Source organism: Leclercia sp. TB492 (genome assembly GCF_049974505.2).
In the GTDB taxonomy this organism is placed as follows: Bacteria; Pseudomonadota; Gammaproteobacteria; order Enterobacterales; family Enterobacteriaceae; genus Enterobacter; species Enterobacter adecarboxylatus_C.
Genome location: NZ_CM127572.1, coordinates 3,462,526 through 3,482,331 on the forward strand (window position 1 = coordinate 3,462,526; position 19,806 = coordinate 3,482,331).

Annotated in this window: 22 protein-coding genes; 5 read left to right on the forward strand and 17 right to left on the reverse strand. The window is 55.9% G+C overall.

Features of this window, described 5'->3' with window-relative positions:
* Window positions 1–3 precede the first annotated feature (3 nt).
* Window positions 4–1,356 (reverse strand): PTS transporter subunit EIIC, encoded by a 1,353-nt coding sequence (locus tag ACP4QI_RS16320; RefSeq protein ID WP_426495843.1) that lies wholly within the window; start codon window positions 1,354–1,356, stop codon window positions 4–6.
* Window positions 1,357–1,367: 11 nt separating this feature from the next.
* On the reverse strand, window positions 1,368–2,261 hold the full coding sequence (gene murQ, locus ACP4QI_RS16325) for an N-acetylmuramic acid 6-phosphate etherase (RefSeq protein ID WP_142486730.1): 894 nt from the start codon (window positions 2,259–2,261) through the stop codon (window positions 1,368–1,370).
* 118 nt (window positions 2,262–2,379) lie between these two features.
* Between murQ and ACP4QI_RS16330 the strand changes: the two genes are divergently transcribed.
* Window positions 2,380–3,228 (forward strand): MurR/RpiR family transcriptional regulator, encoded by an 849-nt coding sequence (locus ACP4QI_RS16330; RefSeq protein ID WP_142486731.1) that lies wholly within the window; start codon window positions 2,380–2,382, stop codon window positions 3,226–3,228.
* Window positions 3,229–3,288: 60 nt separating this feature from the next.
* On the forward strand, window positions 3,289–3,549 hold the full coding sequence (locus ACP4QI_RS16335; RefSeq protein ID WP_426495844.1) for a YfhL family 4Fe-4S dicluster ferredoxin: 261 nt from the start codon (window positions 3,289–3,291) through the stop codon (window positions 3,547–3,549).
* Here ACP4QI_RS16335 and acpS read toward each other — a convergent pair.
* The 12 genes from acpS to rseD form a co-directional block, all read right to left on the reverse strand.
* Window positions 3,546–3,926: a holo-ACP synthase gene (gene acpS, locus ACP4QI_RS16340; RefSeq protein ID WP_426495845.1), complete on the reverse strand. Its 381-nt coding sequence runs from the start codon at window positions 3,924–3,926 to the stop codon at window positions 3,546–3,548. The genes ACP4QI_RS16335 and acpS overlap by 4 nt on opposite strands.
* Entirely contained in the window at window positions 3,926–4,657 is a 732-nt protein-coding gene (gene pdxJ, locus ACP4QI_RS16345) for a pyridoxine 5'-phosphate synthase (RefSeq protein ID WP_142486733.1), read from the reverse strand. Before pdxJ ends, acpS begins: the two co-directional genes overlap by 1 nt.
* A 31-nt stretch (window positions 4,658–4,688) precedes the next feature.
* Complete coding sequence (gene recO / locus ACP4QI_RS16350) at window positions 4,689–5,396, reverse strand: DNA repair protein RecO (RefSeq protein ID WP_142486734.1); 708 nt, start codon at window positions 5,394–5,396, stop codon at window positions 4,689–4,691.
* A gap of 11 nt (window positions 5,397–5,407) precedes the next feature.
* Complete coding sequence (era, locus tag ACP4QI_RS16355) at window positions 5,408–6,313, reverse strand: GTPase Era (RefSeq protein ID WP_142486735.1); 906 nt, start codon at window positions 6,311–6,313, stop codon at window positions 5,408–5,410.
* Window positions 6,310–6,990, reverse strand: coding sequence for a ribonuclease III (rnc, locus tag ACP4QI_RS16360; RefSeq protein ID WP_032613175.1), 681 nt, complete (start codon window positions 6,988–6,990; stop codon window positions 6,310–6,312). Before rnc ends, era begins: the two co-directional genes overlap by 4 nt.
* A gap of 223 nt (window positions 6,991–7,213) precedes the next feature.
* Window positions 7,214–8,188 (reverse strand): signal peptidase I, encoded by a 975-nt coding sequence (gene lepB / locus ACP4QI_RS16365; protein WP_142486736.1) that lies wholly within the window; start codon window positions 8,186–8,188, stop codon window positions 7,214–7,216.
* A 17-nt stretch (window positions 8,189–8,205) separates the two neighbouring features.
* Complete coding sequence (gene lepA / locus ACP4QI_RS16370) at window positions 8,206–10,005, reverse strand: translation elongation factor 4 (RefSeq protein ID WP_032613179.1); 1,800 nt, start codon at window positions 10,003–10,005, stop codon at window positions 8,206–8,208.
* Window positions 10,006–10,189: 184 nt separating this feature from the next.
* On the reverse strand, window positions 10,190–10,666 hold the full coding sequence (rseC, locus tag ACP4QI_RS16375) for a SoxR-reducing system protein RseC (protein WP_142486737.1): 477 nt from the start codon (window positions 10,664–10,666) through the stop codon (window positions 10,190–10,192).
* Window positions 10,663–11,616, reverse strand: coding sequence for a sigma-E factor regulatory protein RseB (gene rseB / locus ACP4QI_RS16380; RefSeq protein ID WP_142486738.1), 954 nt, complete (start codon window positions 11,614–11,616; stop codon window positions 10,663–10,665). The genes rseC and rseB overlap by 4 nt, the downstream gene beginning before the upstream one ends.
* Window positions 11,616–12,266 carry an anti-sigma-E factor RseA gene (gene rseA / locus ACP4QI_RS16385; protein WP_142486739.1) on the reverse strand — a complete coding sequence of 217 codons (651 nt, stop codon included), beginning with the start codon at window positions 12,264–12,266 and terminating at the stop codon, window positions 11,616–11,618. Before rseA ends, rseB begins: the two co-directional genes overlap by 1 nt.
* Window positions 12,267–12,297: 31 nt before the next feature.
* Window positions 12,298–12,873: an RNA polymerase sigma factor RpoE gene (gene rpoE, locus ACP4QI_RS16390; RefSeq protein ID WP_032613187.1), complete on the reverse strand. Its 576-nt coding sequence runs from the start codon at window positions 12,871–12,873 to the stop codon at window positions 12,298–12,300.
* Entirely contained in the window at window positions 12,870–12,938 is a 69-nt protein-coding gene (rseD, locus tag ACP4QI_RS16395) for a rpoE leader peptide RseD (protein ID WP_231313890.1), read from the reverse strand. The genes rpoE and rseD overlap by 4 nt, the downstream gene beginning before the upstream one ends.
* Before the next feature lie 358 nt (window positions 12,939–13,296).
* On the opposite strand from rseD, the gene nadB reads away from it, so the two are divergent.
* Entirely contained in the window at window positions 13,297–14,916 is a 1,620-nt protein-coding gene (gene nadB, locus ACP4QI_RS16400; protein ID WP_426495846.1) for an L-aspartate oxidase, read from the forward strand.
* Here the strand turns inward: nadB and trmN are convergent.
* Window positions 14,901–15,638, reverse strand: a complete 738-nt coding sequence (trmN, locus tag ACP4QI_RS16405; protein WP_142486742.1) for a tRNA(1)(Val) (adenine(37)-N(6))-methyltransferase TrmN — start codon at window positions 15,636–15,638, stop codon at window positions 14,901–14,903. The genes nadB and trmN overlap by 16 nt on opposite strands.
* A gap of 132 nt (window positions 15,639–15,770) precedes the next feature.
* On the opposite strand from trmN, the gene srmB reads away from it, so the two are divergent.
* Complete coding sequence (srmB, locus tag ACP4QI_RS16410; RefSeq protein WP_142486743.1) at window positions 15,771–17,099, forward strand: ATP-dependent RNA helicase SrmB; 1,329 nt, start codon at window positions 15,771–15,773, stop codon at window positions 17,097–17,099.
* Window positions 17,100–17,150: 51 nt separating this feature from the next.
* Here srmB and grcA read toward each other — a convergent pair whose 3' ends face one another.
* Window positions 17,151–17,534, reverse strand: coding sequence for an autonomous glycyl radical cofactor GrcA (gene grcA / locus ACP4QI_RS16415; RefSeq protein ID WP_103180763.1), 384 nt, complete (start codon window positions 17,532–17,534; stop codon window positions 17,151–17,153).
* Between the two features lie 313 nt (window positions 17,535–17,847).
* Between grcA and ung the strand changes: the two genes are divergently transcribed.
* Entirely contained in the window at window positions 17,848–18,537 is a 690-nt protein-coding gene (gene ung, locus ACP4QI_RS16420) for a uracil-DNA glycosylase (RefSeq protein WP_142486744.1), read from the forward strand.
* 89 nt (window positions 18,538–18,626) lie between these two features.
* On the opposite strand, the gene ACP4QI_RS16425 is transcribed toward ung, so the two are convergent.
* Window positions 18,627–19,712, reverse strand: a complete 1,086-nt coding sequence (locus tag ACP4QI_RS16425; protein ID WP_142486745.1) for a tRNA/rRNA methyltransferase — start codon at window positions 19,710–19,712, stop codon at window positions 18,627–18,629.
* Window positions 19,713–19,806: the final 94 nt, after the last annotated feature.

Sequence of the window (19,806 nt, forward strand, 5' to 3'; positions counted from 1 at the left end):
ACCTTACTCCTCTGGATCGTTGAACCCTAACAGCCAGGTAAACAGGAACCCGGCGATCACCGCTACCAGATAGCCTAACAGATAGAGCATGACTTTTCCGGTCACGATGGTTAATGCCAGCGGTAATCCGGAAATACCAAAGGTGATAACGGTTGCCACTTTCCAGTAACTGATGAGCGCCCCGCCGACCGCGCCGCCAAGACAGGCGCCGATAAACGGCTTGCCCAGCGGCAGGGTGACGCCGAAGATCAGCGGTTCACCGATCCCCAGCAGCCCGACCGGCAGCGCCCCTTTGATGACCTTTTTCAGGCGTTCATTACGGGTTTTCATCAGCACCGCAATCGCCGCGCCGATCTGTCCGACACCGGCCATCGCCAGAATAGGCAACAGCGCGTTGTAACCATGGGCCTGCACCAGCTCAACGTGGATCGGCACCAGGCCCTGATGTAAGCCGGTCAATACCAGCGGCAGGAAGGTGCCCGAGAGAACCCCGCCCACCAGGAATCCTCCGCGATCGATAGCCCAGGAGGCACCGTGGGCGATGGATTCGGAGATCAGGCCCCCTAGCGGCTGCAGGGCGATAATCGCCACGCTGCCGGTGATTAAGGTGGTCAGCAGCGGATTGAAGATCAGCTCCAGCGAGCCCGGCAGGATATTGCGCAGCCGTTTCTCGATCCAGCACATCAACACCACCACCAGCAGCACGGCGATCACCCCGCCCCGCCCCGGCTGCAGCGCTTCACCAAACAGGGTGATCTGCGCCAGCTGTGGGCTGGAGAGGATCCCCGCCATCACCCCGCCCATTGCCAGCGAGCCGCCGAACACTTTGGCGGTGTTAACCCCCACCAGAATGTTCATGATGGCAAAGACCGCGCTGCCGAAAATGCCGAGGATCCCCAGCAGATTGGGATAGTGGGTCGCGAAGTCACCGACAATGTCCGGGCGTTTCAGGATATTGATGATCCCGGTGATCAGCCCCGAGGCAATAAAGGCCGGGATCAGCGGAATAAAGACGTTGGCCAGCTGGCGCAATGCGTCGCTCATCGGGGCTTTGTATTTGGCCTTCACCTGGGCTTTGGTGCGCTCGGCGTCATCCATCACCGCCCCGCCCATCAGCGAACGCATGGCATCCACCACCTGCGCAGCCTTGCCGGGGCCGACGATCAGCTGATGCTGCTCCCCCTGCTTCACATAGCCGCTGACCCCGGGCAGTTTTTTCAGCCGCGCCAGATCGAGCTTGTCATCATCCTGAACTTCCACCCGCACCCGCGTCATGCAGTTTTCCAGACGCCGGATATTGTTCTCCCCGCCAATACCCGCAAGGATATCGCTGGCGAGGGCTGCTGTTTTTTCCATGTACGCCTCTTTTAGTTCTCTAATGCCGCACGTAAGAATCCCTGATGCGCGTCGAGTCTGGCGCGCGCCGCCGCGGCATCCAGCCCGCTTAAGATCATCAGAATGGCCGGTTTGACGTCATATCCGGTCTGTTTCAAGACCTCTTCCGCCTCTTCCCGCGTGGTACCGGTGGCTTCCACCACCATGCGGCAGGCCCGGTCGATAAGCTTCACGTTGGTGGCTTTCATGTCCACCATCAGGTTCTGGTAGACCTTGCCAAACTTCACCATCGCGCCAGTGGAGATCATGTTCAGCACCAGCTTTTGCGCAGTGCCGGATTTCAGACGAGTGGAGCCGGTCAGCGCCTCCGGGCCGACAACCGGCGAGATGGCGATGGTGGCAACCTGGGCAATGGGTGAGCCCGGATTACAGGAGATCGCCACGGTGGTGCAGCCGGTCTGGTTCGCATACTCGAGGCCGCCAATCACGTACGGCGTACGTCCGGAGGCCGCCAGCCCGACCACCAGATCCTGCGCGGTCAGGTTGAGGGCTTTGAGATCCTCTTCACCGAGCTCCTTACTGTCCTCGGCCCCTTCCACCGCCTTCAGCAGCGCCCCCGGCCCCCCGGCAATCAGGCCGATGACAAGGCCATGCGGCACGCCAAAGGTCGGCGGACATTCTGAGGCGTCCAGTACCCCAAGACGCCCGCTGGTGCCCGCCCCCATGTAGATGATGCGCCCGCCCGCCTTCAGCGCGTCGGCTGCCGCATCCACGGCTTTTGCCACCTCGGGCAATGTCTCTTTCACTGCCTGCGCGACCAGCGTATCCTGTTGGTTAAAGCGATTAACCAGGTCAAGCGTGGAGAGCGCGTCGAGATCCAGGGTTTGTGGATTGCGGGATTCTGATACCAGTGAGCCGAGATTCATTTTTTTGTGCCTCAAGAATTTTTAATTCATAATAGTCGCATTATAATGGAATATAAAATTCATTCAGGCGAGCAGAATTCGCATTTGCTGCAGTCATCACATTTCGCCAGGAGTCCTTATGAACTGTTTAATTCGAATCCGCCAGCGCTACGCCGGCTTTGCCCAGAGCGATAAAAAACTGGCGGACTTTTTACTCACCCAACCCGATCGTGCCCGCCATCTCAGCTCCCAGCAGCTGGCAAGCGAGGCGGGCGTGAGCCAATCCAGCGTGGTTAAGTTCGCGCAAAAAATTGGTTTTAAAGGCTTTCCGGCGCTAAAGCTGGCGCTGAGCGAAGCCCTGGCCAGCAACCCGAATCCGCAATCCATGCCGGTGCACAACCAGATCCGCGGCGACGATCCGATGCGTCTGGTGGGCGAAAAGCTGATCAAGGAGAACGTCGCAGCGATGCACGCCACGCTGGACGTCAACAGCGAAGAGAAACTGCTGGAAAGCGTTGCCATGCTGCACGCGGCACGGCGGGTGATCCTCACCGGGATCGGCGCTTCAGGCCTGGTGGCACGTAATTTTGGCTGGAAGCTGAACAAGATCGGCCTGATCGCCATTGTCGAACAGGATATGCACGCCCTGCTGGCTACCGTGCAGGCGATGGCACCTGACGATCTGCTGCTGGCTATCTCCTATACCGGCGAGCGCCGGGAGATTAACCTGGCCGCCGATGAAGCCCTGCGCGTGGGCGGGAAAATTCTGGCTATCACCGGCTTTACCCCCAATGCCCTGCAGCAGCGGGCCACCCGCTGTCTGTACACCATTGCCGAAGAGCAGGCCACCCGCAGCGCGGCCATCTCCTCCACCAGCGCGCAGATGATGCTGACCGACCTGCTGTTTATGGCGCTGGTTCAGCAGGATCTGGAGCGGGCTCCGGAACGCATCCGCCACAGTGAGGCGCTGGTAAAAAAACTGGTTTGAGCAGGGAATGACCGAGCGTATAATGCCCGCCCTGTTTGTGTTGTTTCTGAGAATTTCCTGATGGCGCTGTTAATCACCAAAAAATGCATCAATTGCGATATGTGCGAACCTGAATGCCCGAACCAGGCGATTTCGATGGGGGACAGCATTTATGAGATTAACAGCGACCGCTGCACCGAATGCATTGGCCATTACGAGATGCCAACCTGCCAGAAGGTGTGCCCGATCCCCAATACCATCCTGAAGGATCCGGCACATTCAGAATCCGAAGAGCAGCTGTGGGACAAGTTTGTCCTGATGCACCACGCGGATAAGATTTAACTTTCGATAATCACCGTGGCGCAGGCGTAATGACGTTCATCGGCCAGCGTCACGTGTATATGCGCCACGCCCAGCTTTTCCGCCAGCGTTAACGCCTCGCCCCATAGCCTGAGGCGCGGTTTGCCCAGCTCATCGTTAAACACTTCGAACTGATTAAAGGCCAGACCGTTGCGGATCCCGGTGCCGAAGGCTTTCGCCGCAGCCTCCTTCACCGCAAAACGTTTGGCAAGAAAACGCACCGGCTGCTGGTGCGTCTCCCAGATGGCCCATTCGTTATCGCTGAGCACCCGGCGGGCAAGGCGATCGCCGCTACGGGCAATCACCGCTTCGATACGGTCAATCTCGACGATATCCGTGCCTAAGCCGAGGATGGCCATTACTTGCGGGCTTCCTGCATCAGCCGCTTCATCTCTGCCACCGCCTCTTTCAGGCCGCTCATCACCGCGCGACCGATAATCGCATGGCCGATGTTCAGCTCATGCATCTCCGGGATGGCGGCAATGGCTTTGACGTTATGGTAGGTCAGGCCGTGGCCGGCATTAACCTTGAGACCCAGACCTGCCGCATAGGTGGCCGCTTTGGCGATGCGATCCAGCTCTTTCGCCCGGGTGGCATCGTCTTCAGCATCGGCGTAGCAGCCGGTGTGGATCTCGATGTACGGCGCGCCCACGTCGGCTGCTGCTTTGATCTGCGCTTCATCGGCATCGATAAACAGCGACACCAGGATCCCGGCGTCCGCCAGGCGTTTGCAGGCGTCACGCATCTTATCCAGCTGACCGGCCACGTCCAGCCCACCCTCGGTGGTCACTTCCTGACGCTTTTCCGGTACCAGGCAGCAGAAGTGCGGTTTGGTCTCAACGGCGATCGCCAGCATCTCTTCGGTGACGGCCATCTCCAGATTCATGCGGGTGTCCAGGGTCTGACGCAGGACACGAACGTCACGATCGGTGATATGACGGCGATCTTCGCGCAAATGCACGGTAATGCCATCGGCCCCCGCCTGCTCGGCGATGAATGCCGCCTGAACCGGATCAGGATATGCCGTACCGCGCGCGTTGCGCAGGGTAGCAATGTGGTCGATGTTGATGCCTAACAGTAATTCAGCCATGACAATCCTCGGATTTCTTTTGTTCTGTGGTCTAACGTTTCGGCATAAACTGCCGGAATAATTCGCGGCTCTTTAGGGGCTTGCCACCAAGATAAGGCTTGAGTGCAATGCGGGTAAAGCGTTTTGCCGCCCGCAGGGTGCTGACGTCGGGAAACTCACGTTCCGCCAGCGCCCGCAGATCCCGTCCGGTGAAGGTGCTGTTGTCGATGACAATGCTGGCGATAAAGCCCTTCTCTTCGCGATAGCGGTAGGTCATGGAGTCTTCGACCGGCTCGCCGCTGCCCGCACAGTGCAGAAAATCGACGCCGTATCCCAGATGCCCGAGCAACGCCAGCTCAAAGCGACGCAGCGCCGGTTCCGGCGAGCCGGTTGCGCCTGCCAGCGCCTGGAGACAGTGCAGATAGTCGAAAAAGAGTTCAGAGAAGCGGGTCTCATGTTCAAGAACGCGCGTGATGAGCTCGTTCACATACAGACCGCTGTACAGCGTAATACCAGAGAGGGGGAGCGCCAGAGAGACGGCTTCGGCATTGCGCAGGGTTTTCACTTCCCCACGTCCGCTAAAGCGCACCAGCAGCGGTGTGAAGGGTTGCAGAGCGCCCTTCAGGTTAGAACGTTTGGAACGTGCGCCTTTGGCAACAAGGCGCACGCGGCCTGACTCTTCCGTGAAGACGTCCAGCATCAGGCTGGTTTCGCTCCACGGACGGCTGTGAAGGACAAAGGCTCTTTGCCATCCATCCACGGTTTAGTGACTTATACGTCGTCGCCGTAACCAAGACTGCGCAGCGCGCGTTCGTCATCGGCCCAGCCAGATTTCACTTTCACCCACAGTTCCAGGTGAACCGGAGCTTCAAACATCTCCTGCATGTCCTTACGGGCTTCAATACCGATGGTTTTGATTTTGGCGCCTTTATTGCCAATCACCATCTTCTTCTGCCCTTCGCGCTCAACGAGGATCAGCCCGTTGATGTCATATCCGCCGCGCTCGTTGGTCTGGAAACGCTCGATTTCCACGGTCACGGAGTACGGCAGTTCAGCGCCGAGGAAACGCATCAATTTCTCACGGATAATTTCAGACGCCATAAAGCGCTGAGAACGGTCAGTGATGTAATCTTCCGGGAAGTGATGAATCGCTTCCGGCAGATGCTTACGCACGATGCCCGCGATGGTATCCACGTTCAGACCGGTCTCGGCAGAGAGCGGGACGATATCGAGGAAGTTCATCTGGCTACCCAGCCACTGCAGATGCGGCAGCAGATCGGCTTTTTCCTGCACGTTATCAACTTTGTTGACCGCGAGGATCACCGGCACTTTGCCGTCGCGCAGCTTGTTCAGCACCATCTCGTCGTCGGCAGTCCAGCGGGTGCCTTCGACAACGAAAATCACCAGCTCAACGTCACCGATAGAGCTGCTCGCCGCCTTGTTCATCAGGCGGTTAATGGCGCGTTTCTCTTCCATATGCAGACCCGGGGTATCGACATAAATAGCCTGATACGCCCCTTCGGTATGGATACCGACGATGCGGTGACGAGTGGTCTGCGCCTTACGGGAGGTGATGGAAATCTTCTGACCCAGCAGATTATTCAGCAGGGTCGATTTGCCAACGTTCGGACGTCCGACGATGGCAATAAAACCGCAGTAACTCTTTTCTTCGCTCATTCCAGCTCCAGCATTTTTAACGCCTGTTCGGCGGCAGCCTGTTCCGCCTTGCGACGGCTTGAACCTGTGCCAACCACCGGTTCACTCAGGCCACTGACCTGGCAATGGATGGTAAATTCCTGATCGTGTGCTTCGCCACGAACCTGTACCACCAGATAGGATGGCAGCGGCAGATGGCGACCCTGCAGGTACTCCTGCAAACGGGTTTTTGGATCTTTCTGTTTATCACCCGGGCTGATTTCATCCAGACGCGACTGATACCAGTTCAGGATCAGCTGCTCAACCGTCTGGATATCGCTGTCGAGGAAAACGCCACCGATTAACGCTTCGACGGTATCCGCGAGAATAGATTCACGACGGAAGCCGCCGCTTTTCAGTTCCCCAGGCCCGAGTCGCAGGCACTCACCCAGTTCAAATTCACGGGCAATTTCGGCAAGCGTATTGCCACGTACCAGCGTTGCGCGCATGCGGCTCATATCACCTTCGTCCACGCGCGGGAAACGGTGATAAAGCGCATTCGCAATAACAAAACTTAAAATGGAGTCGCCCAGAAATTCGAGTCGCTCATTGTGTTTGCTGCTGGCACTGCGATGGGTTAATGCCTGTTGCAACAACTCCTGATGCTGAAAAGTGTAGCCCAGCTTCCGTTGAAGCCGATTAATTACGATGGGGTTCATGCGATACCAATAGAATAAATGCGTCAAAAATGCAGCACACGAAACCGTCCTGAGGGAGCCAACGCGGTTTCGTGTGCCGTGGCACTGAATCAGCGCCAACCTTAAACTTCGGGGGAATATTCTATACGCAACGACAGGGGTTGTCGTTAGTCAGAAGAGATTTATCCCTTAAATAATTCACGTAGCCTCTGATTAAAGAGACTACGTGCTCATTTATCAGGAATTAATGGATGCCGCCAATACGATTTAACCGTACGCCGGTCGGCCACTCGCCTTCCTGTTTCTCAAAGCTCATCCAGATAGTGGTCGCTTTGCCAACCAGATTCGCTTCCGGCACAAAGCCCCAGTAACGGCTGTCCGCGCTGTTGTCGCGGTTATCACCCATCATGAAGTAGTGTCCCGGCGGCACAATCCAGGTTGCCAGCTGCTGCCCCTGCTGCTGATAGTACATCCCCAGCTGATCCTGAGCGATGGAGACAGTGAGGATACGGTGCGTAACATCCCCCAGCGTCTCTTTGCGCTCGTTCAGACGAATACCGTTCTCTTTGGTCTCGCCTTTCGGCAGCTGGAAGAATCCGCTGGTGGCTTCGCCGCCGTTACGACGGGCAAAGGTCTGCACAAAGTCGCTTGGCTCAACGCCGGAATAGGTTACCGCCAGCGCACTTCCGCAGGCCGTACCGGAACTGCATCCAGGCTGAACCGTCACCTCTTTGGAGACCGGGTTATAGGTTACCTTATCGCCCGGTACGCCAACGGTGCGTTTGATGTAATCCAGACGCGGATCGTCCGGATATTTAAACACCACGATATCGCCACGTTTTGGATGACCGGTTTCGATCAGCGTTTTCTGGTAGATTGGATCTTTAATGCCGTAAGCAAACTTCTCCACCAAAATAAAATCACCGATCAGCAGCGTTGGCATCATCGAACCGGATGGGATCTGGAAAGGTTCATAGATAAACGAACGCACCACCAGCACAATCGCCAGCACCGGAAAGACCGAAGCGCCCGTTTCCAGCCAGCCCGGCTTCGGGCTGACTTTTTTCAGGGTTTTCGCATCCAACTGGTCGCCCGTGGCAGCCTGTGCGGCAGCCTGACGTTCGTGACGTTTCGGGGCAAAGATAAACTTATCCAGACACCACAACAGCCCCGTCACCAGGGTGGCAATCACCAGGATCAGGGCAAACATGTTCGCCATGCCAACTCCTTATAGGATTATTTTCCGTCTTTACCCACGTGCAGAATGGCGAGGAACGCTTCCTGCGGCAGCTCGACGTTACCGACCTGCTTCATACGCTTCTTACCTTCTTTCTGCTTCTGGAGCAGCTTTTTCTTACGGCTGACGTCGCCGCCATAGCATTTTGCCAGAACGTTTTTACGCAACTGTTTCACCGTCGAACGGGCGATGATGTGGTTGCCAATGGCCGCCTGAATCGCAATATCGAACTGCTGGCGAGGGATGAGCTCTTTCATCTTCTCGACCAGTTCGCGACCGCGATACGGAGCATTGTCATTGTGGGTGATCAGCGCCAGCGCATCGACGCGCTCGCTGTTGATCAGCACGTCCACACGAACCATGTTGGAGGCCTGGAAGCGTTTGAAGTTGTAGTCCAGCGACGCATAGCCGCGGGAGGTTGACTTCAGGCGGTCGAAGAAGTCGAGCACCACTTCCGCCATCGGAATTTCATAGGTCAGCGCAACCTGGTTACCGTGATAAACCATGTTGGTCTGCACGCCGCGTTTTTCGATGCACAGCGTGATGACGTTACCCAGGAACTCCTGCGGCAGCAGCATGTGACACTCTGCAATCGGCTCACGCAGCTCATGAATATTGTTCAGCGGCGGGAGCTTGGACGGGCTGTCGACGTAGATAACCTCTTTCGAGGTGGTCTCAACTTCGTAAACTACCGTCGGTGCAGTGGTGATCAGATCCAGATCGTATTCACGCTCCAGACGCTCCTGAATGATCTCCATGTGCAGCAGGCCGAGGAAGCCACAGCGGAAGCCGAAGCCGAGCGCCGTTGAGCTTTCTGGCTCATAGAACAGGGAAGCATCGTTGAGGCTCAGCTTGCCGAGCGCGTCACGGAAGTTCTCGTAATCATCGGAGCTGACCGGGAACAGACCCGCGTAAACCTGCGGTTTCACCTTTTTGAAGCCTGGCAGCGCTTTATCTGCCGGGTTACGTGCCTGGGTCAGAGTATCGCCAACCGGCGCGCCGAGGATGTCTTTGATGGCACAAACCAGCCAGCCTACTTCGCCGCATTTCAGCTCGGTACGGTCAACCTGTTTTGGCGTGAAGATCCCCAGACGGTCGGCGTTATAGACCTGTCCGGTGCTCATCACTTTAATCTTGTCGCCTTTACGCATGGTGCCGTTTTTAATACGCACCAGCGAGACAACGCCGAGATAGTTATCGAACCAGGAGTCGATGATCAGCGCCTGCAGCGGCGCATCAGCGTCACCTTCCGGGGCCGGAATGTCACGCACCAGACGTTCCAGCACGTCGGTTACACCTACGCCGGTTTTGGCGGAGCAGCGCACTGCGTCCGTCGCGTCGATACCGACGATATCTTCAATCTCTTCCGCTACGCGCTCAGGATCGGCGGCTGGCAGGTCGATTTTGTTCAGTACCGGCACCACTTCGAGATCCATTTCCATCGCGGTATAGCAGTTGGCCAGCGTCTGGGCTTCTACGCCCTGCCCGGCATCAACCACCAGCAGCGCGCCTTCACAGGCGGCCAGCGAACGGGAAACTTCATAGGAGAAGTCTACGTGGCCTGGGGTGTCGATAAAGTTAAGTTGGTAGGTTTCGCCATCAGACGCTTTATAGTCGAGCGTCACGCTCTGCGCTTTAATGGTGATACCGCGTTCGCGTTCCAGGTCCATGGAGTCCAGAACCTGGGCTGCCATTTCACGATCAGACAGGCCACCGCAAATCTGGATAATACGGTCAGACAGCGTCGACTTACCGTGGTCAATGTGAGCAATGATCGAAAAGTTACGTATGTTCTTCATATAGTTAAATAATTATGCCTTACGAATTCCTGGAGGCCGCTGTTCTTAGCCTGACGTTTTTCAGTGCGAAAACGCAGCATTCTACACTACATCTCCTTAACCGGGAAATGCTCTTCCAGCAAGCTTAGCGTGAAGATTCAGCGTTTTCTTTTATGAGATGTAAATAAAGCAAAGCCCGGTGACATCACCGGGCTTCAGAAGAGAGCATTTCAACGCGAAGCTCATCGGGGGGCAACCCGACGCTGAGAATAACAGGCTGCCACTCCTCGCGAACGGCAAGCCTCGATGAAAAGCCGCGGGCCAGTAAAAAGCCACCCACGCCACCCAGGGCTGCGCCGCACATCGCGGCCAGATCGGTGCCGAACAGCACCTGGAATACGCCGCCCAGAGCAAACAGCCCCACCAGCGGAGAGAGATAGACCAGCATCGCCGAGCCCAGCAGGCTGCCTTCAGCGATCCCTAACTCGACTTTTTGTCCTGTCACCAGCGGCTCTGCACTGGGGACGCTGATGGTGTGCGACGTCTGCGGCCCGAGTTTGTTAAGCACCCGGCTTCCGCAACCGGCGCGGGAGGCGCAGCTGTTACAGGACGCTTTCACGTCACAGCTAACCAGCGCAACGCCCTCCTGCCATGAAACGACAGTTGCCCACTCTTTGATCATTGTCCGGCCCTGAATTTAATGCTGTCTGCGATGCGTTTAGCCGTTTGCGGCGGCAGCTCGCCCACGACGGTGATCTCGGCGCTATCACGCACGGTGGTACTCACGGTCCGGCGTCCGGTACGCAGCATCTGATCGGCGCTCACCGGCGTTGCACGGTTGATGTTAACCGAGAAGCTGAACAAACCGTCGGAATAAAGTCGGGATTCGACCGGGGTATCAATCGTCGGTAGCTGGCGTCGGCTGCTGGAGACTTCGCTGAAGCCCTGCGGGATCCAGTTTGGCGCCCAGTTGAAGCTGACAGGATCGCCCGCCGGTACAGAGAGCAGCGGCGGCAGGTTAGCTTTTGCCAGATTCTGCATGCTGTTGCCGACCTGATCGTCAATGGTAAAAGAGATCACCCGGAACTGTTCCAGCGTCTCGCCATCACGATCGAGCAGATCGACCCGCATAGGCAGCTTGGTCTCCGCATCCATCCAGACGATATAGCTGTAACGCGTCCCGTCTCTTGCGACCACGCGCAGCACTTCACAGAGCCGGTCGGCGATGCGGGTACGCCCTACGGAGATAAAGTCATAGTAAGGCGCAAGCCGTTTGAAGTCGGTATAGATGAGCGAAGGCAGCGAATCAACGATGTAATCGCCGTTCAGCGTAAAGGGTTCGAGACCCGGCTCAAAGTAGCTGATTTCATTGCCACGCTGCACGACTTCGCGGCGCGGACCATCCATCTGCAAAAGCTGGGCAAGCGGCTGTTTATCAAGACGGGCATGGCGATAGCGTAACGACTCTACACCCTGCTTATTGATACTGATAAAAGCCAGCTCGTAGTTGAGTGACTGGCTGGCCTGGTTCATTTGCTGTAACAACGCCCCGGACGATACATCAGCCGAGGCGTTGACAGTGAACAACAGGCTACCCGCCATCAGAGACATGGCGCACCAAAGTTGCTTCATTACTGCGATTGCGTTCCTAAAGTTTGGTTTCCGGGCACTTGCACAGCAGCCTGCTGGGTTTGCGCCTGCTCAAACTGAAGCTGTTCGGAATGCAGACGACGCTGCAATTCGTAGTCCTGCAACATCGCATTGATACGACGGCGTTGCTCTTGTACCTGCTGCTGCTGACCGGCGCCTGCCGATGCGTCAGAAGGAATACCCAGGCTTACCGGGCTGGCTTTGCCCATCATCGGCAGCGTATTGAACACTGGCGCTTCTGGCTGCTGGTTGACTTCAGATTGGGTGTTATAGTGCTGGACGCCAACAATAACTGCAAGCGATACGCAAGCAGCGACGCCCATTTGCGTCAGTTGACTCGCCCAGGGACGCACTTTTTTCCAGAAAGGCATCTTCTGCCACAGGTGCGGCGCCGGTTGGGCTTCAGGAATCAGCGGAGTGGCCTGAGAAACAGGTTCATTCTCGATGGCAGCCATTACGCGAGATGAGATATCAAAATGGAGGAGCTCGCCGGTATCGCCGCGCAGGGTATCGCGGATGAGATGATAACTCTCCCAGGTTTTTTGCATCTCAGGAGAGCGAGAGAGCTCGTTGAGCATCTCACTGTCCAGCGTTTCACCATCCATTAAAGCGGAAAGTTGTTCTTTCTGCATGCCTAATACCTTTTCCAGTATCCCGCTATCGTCAACGCCTGATTAGCGGTTGAACTTTATTATCAATAGCTTCTCGCGCACGAAAAATTCGTGAGCGAACCGTACCGACCGGGCAATCCATGATAGCGGCTATCTCTTCATAGCTCAGGCCATCTAACTCCCGTAACGTAATTGCCATGCGTAAATCTTCCGGGAGCGACTCGATGGTGCGAAAAACTATTTGTCTCAGTTCTTCTGACAACATTAAGTTCTCAGGGTTCGAAATTTCTTTTAACGCACCGCCGCTTTCAAAATTTTCGGCGTCGATTGCGTCAACATCGCTTGAAGGCGGACGACGCCCCTGAGCGACGAGGTAGTTCTTGGCAGTATTGACAGCAATACGATACAGCCAGGTATAAAAAGCACTATCTCCCCGGAAAGATTCCAGCGCGCGATAGGCCTTGATAAAAGACTCCTGCACCACATCAGGAACATCCCCTGACGGTACATAGCGGGACACCAGACTCGCCACTTTATGCTGGTAGCGCACCACCAGTAAGTTAAAGGCTTTCTGATCTCCCTTCTGGACCCGTTCAACCAGAATCTGGTCCGTTAACTGCTCGCTCATCCGAGGTAATGTCTCCCCAAACCTAAAATCCACGCGTTATCGAAACGCCACTCCAAACACTGCACTGTGAGCAAGCAGTTGCTTTGAGGGTCTTTTTTTCAAAAAGTTCCGTCACGCCTTTGTTTTTGTTAATCGCGTCGCAGACTGTTCATTTTCTATCATTATAAGTCTGATACTGAAACGCACCCAGTTTCTGATAAGAATTGGCATTTTACCGCTTGCAGGGTACCGCAAGACGGGCTTTATTTCACCACAAAATCTGAAGCTAACGACCTGCTTCGCAAAATATTTTCGCCCTTTTTATGTTTCTTCTCCGCCACGCTGGCTGTTTAGTCATTGCAACAAGCCGCAAAAAAAACGTGCGATTCATCGCATTCGGGTGCTATGCTGACCAAACACTGTTTAGTAAATTAAACACACATCATGAACGCAATTTCTGAACTCTCCTGTGACGTACTGATTATCGGTAGCGGTGCCGCCGGCCTTTCACTGGCGCTGCGACTCGCCCCACACCAGAAAGTGATTGTCCTCAGCAAAGGTCCCATCAGCGAAGGCTCAACCTTCTATGCACAGGGCGGGATTGCCGCTGTGTTTGATGAAACGGACAGTATCGACTCGCATGTAGAAGATACCCTGATTGCCGGTGGCGGTATCGTGGATAAACACGCCGCGGAGTTTGTCGCCAGTAATGCTCGCCACTGCGTACAGTGGCTTATCGATCAGGGTGTGTTGTTTGATACGCATGTGCAGGCCAACGGTGAAGAGAGCTATCACCTGACGCGGGAAGGCGGGCATAGTCATCGCCGCATCCTGCACGCTGCGGATGCCACCGGTAAAGAGGTGGAAACGACGCTGGTCAGCCAGGCGTTGAGCCATCCGAATATCCAGGTGCTGGAACGCAGCAATGCGGTGGACCTGATCATTTCCGACAAGATTGGCCTGCCTGGCACGCGCCGCGTTGTGGGTGCCTGGGTCTGGAACCGGAATAAAGAGACGGTTGAAACCTGCCGGGCCAAATCCGTGGTGCTGGCAACAGGCGGTGCCTCCAAGGTGTATCAGTACACCACCAACCCGGATATCTCCTCAGGCGACGGGATTGCCATGGCCTGGCGTGCGGGCTGTCGCGTGGCCAACCTGGAATTTAACCAGTTCCACCCCACCGCCCTGTTCCATCCTCAGGCCCGCAATTTTTTACTGACCGAAGCCCTGCGCGGTGAAGGTGCGCACCTGAAACGCCCGGACGGCACGCGCTTTATGCCGGACTTCGACGAGCGCGGCGAACTGGCTCCGCGCGATGTCGTGGCCCGCGCTATCGATCATGAAATGAAGCGCCTGGGCGTGGACTGCATGTATCTGGATATCAGCCACAAACCGGCAGAATTTGTGCGTCAGCACTTCCCGACTATCTATGAAAAACTGTTGGGGCTAGGCATCGATATCACTAAAGAGCCGATGCCTGTAGTGCCCGCAGCGCACTATACCTGCGGCGGGGTGATGGTGGACGATCATGGCCGGACCGATGTCGACGGCCTGTATGCCATCGGAGAGGTGAGCTATACCGGCCTGCATGGCGCCAACCGTATGGCTTCGAACTCCCTGCTGGAGTGTCTGGTTTACGGCTGGTCGGCAGCGGAAGATATTACCAAACGCATGCCTTATGCCCGCCAGGCAGAAAACCTGCCTGCCTGGGATGAGAGCCGCGTGGAAAACCCGGATGAGCTGGTGGTGATCCAGCATAACTGGCACGAGCTGCGCCTCTTTATGTGGGATTACGTTGGGATTGTGCGCACCACCAAGCGGCTGGAGCGCGCCCTGCGCCGCATTACCATGCTACAGCAGGAGATTGACGAGTATTACGCCCACTTCCGCGTCTCGAACAACCTGCTGGAGTTACGTAATCTGGTTCAGGTAGCCGAGCTGATTGTGCGCTGCGCCATGATGCGTAAAGAGAGCCGCGGGCTGCACTATACGCTCGACTACCCGGAACAACTTGAGTACTCCGGGCCGTCGGTGCTCTCTCCGCTGACTCACATAAACAGATAGAACGGATGGGTCAGCGCCGTGTAATCCTCGGAATAACGCTGATCCGGCCCACGGATCACCATCCTGTCGCTGAAGCACTCCCCTTCTTTCGGCGACAGCGCCACCAGCACCCGGTGCGGAAGCCTGCCGTCCGTGTCAGCAATATCGGTGCGCAGACGTAAATACCAGCCCATCTCCAGTGCGTTATTGATAAGCGCACTGCCCGCGCTTTCCGGTAATACCACGCAGAAAAAACCCTCTTCGGTGATCAACGCTGCCGCACAGGCTAACAGTGCGCTGTGATCGAGCGAGCCGGTTGAACGTGCTTGCTCGCGCTCGGGCGTTGCGCATCCGACGCCGGGTTCATAATAGGGAGGATTGCTGACAATTAAGTCATAGCGAGCCGTTTGCTCTGGCGCCCAGGTGAGAACATCCGCACAATGGAGAGTAATACGAGAAGCCCAGGGTGATTCAGCCACGTTTTCCGCCGCCTGTTCGGCCGCCTGCGGATCCAGCTCCACCGCATCCAGGGTAACAGATTCCCCGGTACGCTGCGCCAGCATCAGGGCTAATAACCCGCTGCCGCTGCCAATGTCGAGGATACGTTTAACGCCTGCAACCGGTGCCCATGCCCCCAGTAAAATGCCATCAGTGCCGACTTTCATCGCACAGCGATCGTGAGCGACAAAGAACTGCTTAAAGGTAAAACCATCGCGGCGCAGCTGCGCTTTGAGTTGAGACATGTCAGAGCAACCTTCAAAATGAAACGGGAGTAGCATAGGTGAAAGCGCAACGAGGGAAAAGGGATATCCACACAAACAGATGAAGATCGCAGCCATAACGTCTATAATCAGCGCCCCACACAGAGGTAGAACATGACTGTAACGACTTTTTCCGAACTTGAACTCGACGAAAGCCTTCTGGAAGCACTCCAGAATAAAGGCTTCACACGCCCGACTGCCATCCAGGCGGCAGCCATTCCGCCTGCGTTAGAAGGCCGCGACGTACTCGGTTCAGCGCCGACAGGCACCGGTAAAACAGCGGCGTACCTGCTGCCCGTCTTGCAGCACCTTATTGATTTCCCACGTAAGAAATCCGGGCCGCCGCGCATCCTTATTCTGACCCCGACACGTGAGTTAGCCGTTCAGGTTGCGGAGCATGCGCGTGAACTGGCCGCCAATACCCATCTGGATATTGCGACAATCACCGGTGGCGTAGCCTACATGAACCACGCCGAAGTGTTCAGCGAGAACCAGGATATCGTGGTCGCCACGACCGGGCGATTAATGCAGTACATCAAAGAAGAAAACTTTGACTGTCGTGCTGTTGAAACGCTGATTCTGGATGAAGCGGACCGCATGCTGGAACTGGGCTTCGCGCAGGATATTGAACATATCGCGGGCGAAACACGCTGGCGCAAACAGACAATGCTGTTTTCCGCGACGCTTGAAGGCGATGCTATTAAGGACTTCGCTGAGCGTCTGCTTGACGATCCGGCAGAGGTCTCTGCCACGCCGTCCACGCGCGAGCGCAAAAAAATTCACCAGTGGTATTATCGTGCCGATAACTACGAGCATAAGCTCGAGTTACTTAAGCACCTGTTAAAACAAGATGATACGACGCGTACCATCGTCTTTGTACGTAAACGCGAGCGTGTGCATGAGCTGGCTGAACAACTCCGTGCCGCAGGGATTAACAACTGTTATCTCGAAGGCGAGATGGCGCAGGTTAAACGTACCGAAGGGATTAAACGCCTGACCGAAGGTCGCGTAAACGTGCTGGTTGCTACCGACGTGGCAGCGCGTGGTATCGATATTCCTGAAGTGAGCCATGTGATTAACTTCGACATGCCGCGCAGCGGGGATGTCTACCTCCACCGTATCGGTCGTACCGGACGTGCCGGCCTTAAAGGCACGGCGATCTCTCTGGTAGAGGCGCATGACTATCTGCTGCTGCAGAAAGTGGGCCGCTACATCGACGAGCCGGTGAAAGCGCGCGTGATTGATGAACTACGCCCGACTACACGTCCACCAAGTGAAAAAATGACGGGTAAACCGTCCAAGAAAGTGCTCGCCAAACGCGCAGAGAAAAAAGCGAAAGAAAAAGAGAAACCGCGCGTTAAGGAACGCCACCGTGATTCCAAAAACGTGGGCAAGCGCCGTAAGCCGAGCGGAAGCGCACCGGCTTCACAGAAAGAAGAGTAAAAAAAACGCCGGGGTTAACCCGGCGTTTTGTTATCTGCGTACTGACTACGATTACAGGCTGGCAGTAAAGGTACGCGCAATAACGTCACGCTGCTGTTCTGCAGTCAGTGAGTTGAAACGAACGGCATAGCCAGAAACACGGATGGTCAGCTGCGGATATTTTTCCGGGTGCTTGACGGCATCTTCCAGCGTTTCGCGACGCAGTACGTTAACGTTCAGATGCTGACCGCCTTCCACACGGACTTCCGGTTTTATTTCCATTGGGATTTCGCGATATTCGAATTCACCCAGGGCATTAACCTGGACAACTTCGTCTTCAGCAAAGCCTGCTTTTGCACATACGCAGCGCGCTTCGCCTTTTTCGCTGTCCAGCAGCCAGAAAGAGTTCAGCAGGTCGTCGTTTGCAGCTTTAGTAATCTGGATACCAGTAATCATGTGATGCCTCCCTTAAACTACACTATTGGGTGTCGCCCATTGTTTAGGGCAATTGGTAAAACCATTGTTGCTTGAGTGTATATATATCAGTCAACCCCCCGTCATTCATTGACTTAAATCAATAAAAACCATACCAGCAAAAGGGTGATAGAGGGAGATTATTGTTTTATATCAATTTTCCTCAAAAGCAGACTTCAAAAAATCTCGCAATTTTTAAATATTTTTCAATTAGATGACCTTTTTCCCCCGGCAATTTTGCTCCCTCGTCATAAGCAGTTAAGCTAGAGGCAGAGAAAATTCGCAGGAGAGCGAGATGACAACACCTTTAACCTGGCACGATGTACTGGCCGATGAGAAAAAACAGCCCTACTTCGTCAACACCCTGAACACGGTAGCCGCCGAACGTCAGGATGGCGTCACCATCTATCCGCCACAGAAAGACGTTTTTAACGCCTTTCGTTTTACCGAACTGGCCGATGTCAAAGTGGTGATCCTGGGCCAGGATCCCTATCACGGGCCGGGTCAGGCGCACGGTCTGGCCTTTTCCGTGCGTCCGGGCGTTGCGACCCCTCCTTCCCTGCTGAATATGTATAAGGAGCTGGAAGCCTCGGTTCCTGGCTTTACCCGGCCTGCACATGGCTATCTGGAAAGCTGGGCGCGTCAGGGGGTCCTGCTGCTGAACACCGTGCTGACGGTTCGAGCCGGACAGGCGCACTCCCATGCCAGCCTCGGCTGGGAGACCTTTACGGATAAAGTTATCAGCCTGATTAACCAGCATCGGGAAGGGGTGGTGTTTTTACTGTGGGGCTCGCACGCGCAGAAGAAAGGGGCGATCATTGATACCCAGCGCCATCATGTGCTGAAAGCACCGCACCCGTCACCGCTGTCAGCGCATCGCGGCTTTTTTGGATGCAATCATTTCGTGCTGGCGAATGAGTGGCTGGAGAAACAGGGCGAAACGCCGATTGACTGGATGCCAGAGTTACCGGCTGAAAGTGAATAGATAAAATATGTAGGCCCGGTAAGCGTAGCGCCACCGGGCATATTGCCGGGTGGCGGCTTCGCCTTACCCGGCCTACAGGCAAAGCGGGATTACGCTTTGTTCTGACGCCACCACTCCGCCAGCAGAACGCCGGTCGCAACGGATACGTTGAGGCTTTCTACGTTGCCGGTGCCATCGATTGAGACGCTCAGATCGGCGCTCGACAGTGCCGCATCGGTCAGACCATCACGCTCCTGACCCAAAACCAGCACCATTTTACGCGGCAGTGTCGCTTTAAATAGCGGCGTGGTGCCCTTGTGGCTGGAGGTGGTTACAATGGCGTAGCCCGCTTTACGGAACTGCTCAATCGCTTCCAGAACGCTGTCGCCGGTGATCGGCTGAATGTGCTCTGCGCCGCCTTCCGCCGTACGGATTGCCGCACCGGACTCCAGCAGAGCCGCATCCTGCAACAGTACCCCTTTCACGCCGAAATGGGCGCAGCTGCGCATCATCGCGCCGAGGTTGTGCGGGTTACCCACGTCTTCCAGGGCCAGTACGCAGTCATCTTCACCCGCCTGGCTAACCCACTGCTTAACGGTAGTCCCGTTACGTTTCTTAATCAGGAAGCAAACGCCACCGTGGTGTTCGGTGCCAGAGGCTTTGGTGATCTCAGCATCGTCTACAACGTGGTAGGCTTTGCGGTTAGCCGCCATCCAGCGCAGCGCTTCTTTGAAACGCGGCGTAACGCTCTGGATAAACCAGGCGCGAACGATGCAATCAGGGCGGCTCTGGAACAGGGCCTGACAGGCGTTCTCACCGTAGACGCGGGTCTCTTCCGCGCGCTGACGACGGATCACTGCTGGATCAATAACCGTTTTACCGGCCATGCTGCCGTGATCGACCGGAGCCTTTGACTCATCGCCCGGCGCGCGGGAAACGGTGCGCCACGGGGAAGCGTCGCGGTTAAAATCGTCGCGTTTGAAATCGTCACGCTTACGGTCGTCACGTTTGCGGTCATCACCGCGGCTGTTTCTCTCATCGCGGGCGGGGCGACGGCCACCGTCTGCACGAGATGGCCCTGGACGCCCGCCACCTTTTCCGGTACGCGGATTTTCGGTGCGTTTATCAGAGTCATCATCACTGCGGACATACATCACTTTGACCTTGCCGCTTTTGTTTTTCAGTTCGTCGTTCATGCTTTTCTCCACCAGCGCTGCGCGAAGCGCGCAGATTACCCGATGTACCCGCGCATAGCCATTACTTCGTATAAAAGCCTGTGACTATTGTTCT

Bases quoted from the DNA above. Each gene is read 5' to 3' on its own strand.
- ACP4QI_RS16320 (WP_426495843.1), bottom strand. From the start codon at position 1,356: ATGGAAAAAACAGCAGCCCTCGCCAGCGATATCCTTGCGGGTATTGGC.
- murQ (WP_142486730.1), bottom strand. From the start codon at position 2,261: ATGAATCTCGGCTCACTGGTATCAGAATCCCGCAATCCACAAACCCTG.
- ACP4QI_RS16330 (WP_142486731.1), top strand. From the start codon at position 2,380: ATGAACTGTTTAATTCGAATCCGCCAGCGCTACGCCGGCTTTGCCCAG.
- ACP4QI_RS16335 (WP_426495844.1), top strand. From the start codon at position 3,289: ATGGCGCTGTTAATCACCAAAAAATGCATCAATTGCGATATGTGCGAA.
- acpS (WP_426495845.1), bottom strand. From the start codon at position 3,926: ATGGCCATCCTCGGCTTAGGCACGGATATCGTCGAGATTGACCGTATC.
- pdxJ (WP_142486733.1), bottom strand. From the start codon at position 4,657: ATGGCTGAATTACTGTTAGGCATCAACATCGACCACATTGCTACCCTG.
- era (WP_142486735.1), bottom strand. From the start codon at position 6,313: ATGAGCGAAGAAAAGAGTTACTGCGGTTTTATTGCCATCGTCGGACGT.
- rnc (WP_032613175.1), bottom strand. From the start codon at position 6,990: ATGAACCCCATCGTAATTAATCGGCTTCAACGGAAGCTGGGCTACACT.
- lepB (WP_142486736.1), bottom strand. From the start codon at position 8,188: ATGGCGAACATGTTTGCCCTGATCCTGGTGATTGCCACCCTGGTGACG.
- lepA (WP_032613179.1), bottom strand. From the start codon at position 10,005: ATGAAGAACATACGTAACTTTTCGATCATTGCTCACATTGACCACGGT.
- rseC (WP_142486737.1), bottom strand. From the start codon at position 10,666: ATGATCAAAGAGTGGGCAACTGTCGTTTCATGGCAGGAGGGCGTTGCG.
- rseB (WP_142486738.1), bottom strand. From the start codon at position 11,616: ATGAAGCAACTTTGGTGCGCCATGTCTCTGATGGCGGGTAGCCTGTTG.
- rseA (WP_142486739.1), bottom strand. From the start codon at position 12,266: ATGCAGAAAGAACAACTTTCCGCTTTAATGGATGGTGAAACGCTGGAC.
- rpoE (WP_032613187.1), bottom strand. From the start codon at position 12,873: ATGAGCGAGCAGTTAACGGACCAGATTCTGGTTGAACGGGTCCAGAAG.
- nadB (WP_426495846.1), top strand. From the start codon at position 13,297: ATGAACGCAATTTCTGAACTCTCCTGTGACGTACTGATTATCGGTAGC.
- trmN (WP_142486742.1), bottom strand. From the start codon at position 15,638: ATGTCTCAACTCAAAGCGCAGCTGCGCCGCGATGGTTTTACCTTTAAG.
- srmB (WP_142486743.1), top strand. From the start codon at position 15,771: ATGACTGTAACGACTTTTTCCGAACTTGAACTCGACGAAAGCCTTCTG.
- grcA (WP_103180763.1), bottom strand. From the start codon at position 17,534: ATGATTACTGGTATCCAGATTACTAAAGCTGCAAACGACGACCTGCTG.
- ung (WP_142486744.1), top strand. From the start codon at position 17,848: ATGACAACACCTTTAACCTGGCACGATGTACTGGCCGATGAGAAAAAA.
- ACP4QI_RS16425 (WP_142486745.1), bottom strand. From the start codon at position 19,712: ATGAACGACGAACTGAAAAACAAAAGCGGCAAGGTCAAAGTGATGTAT.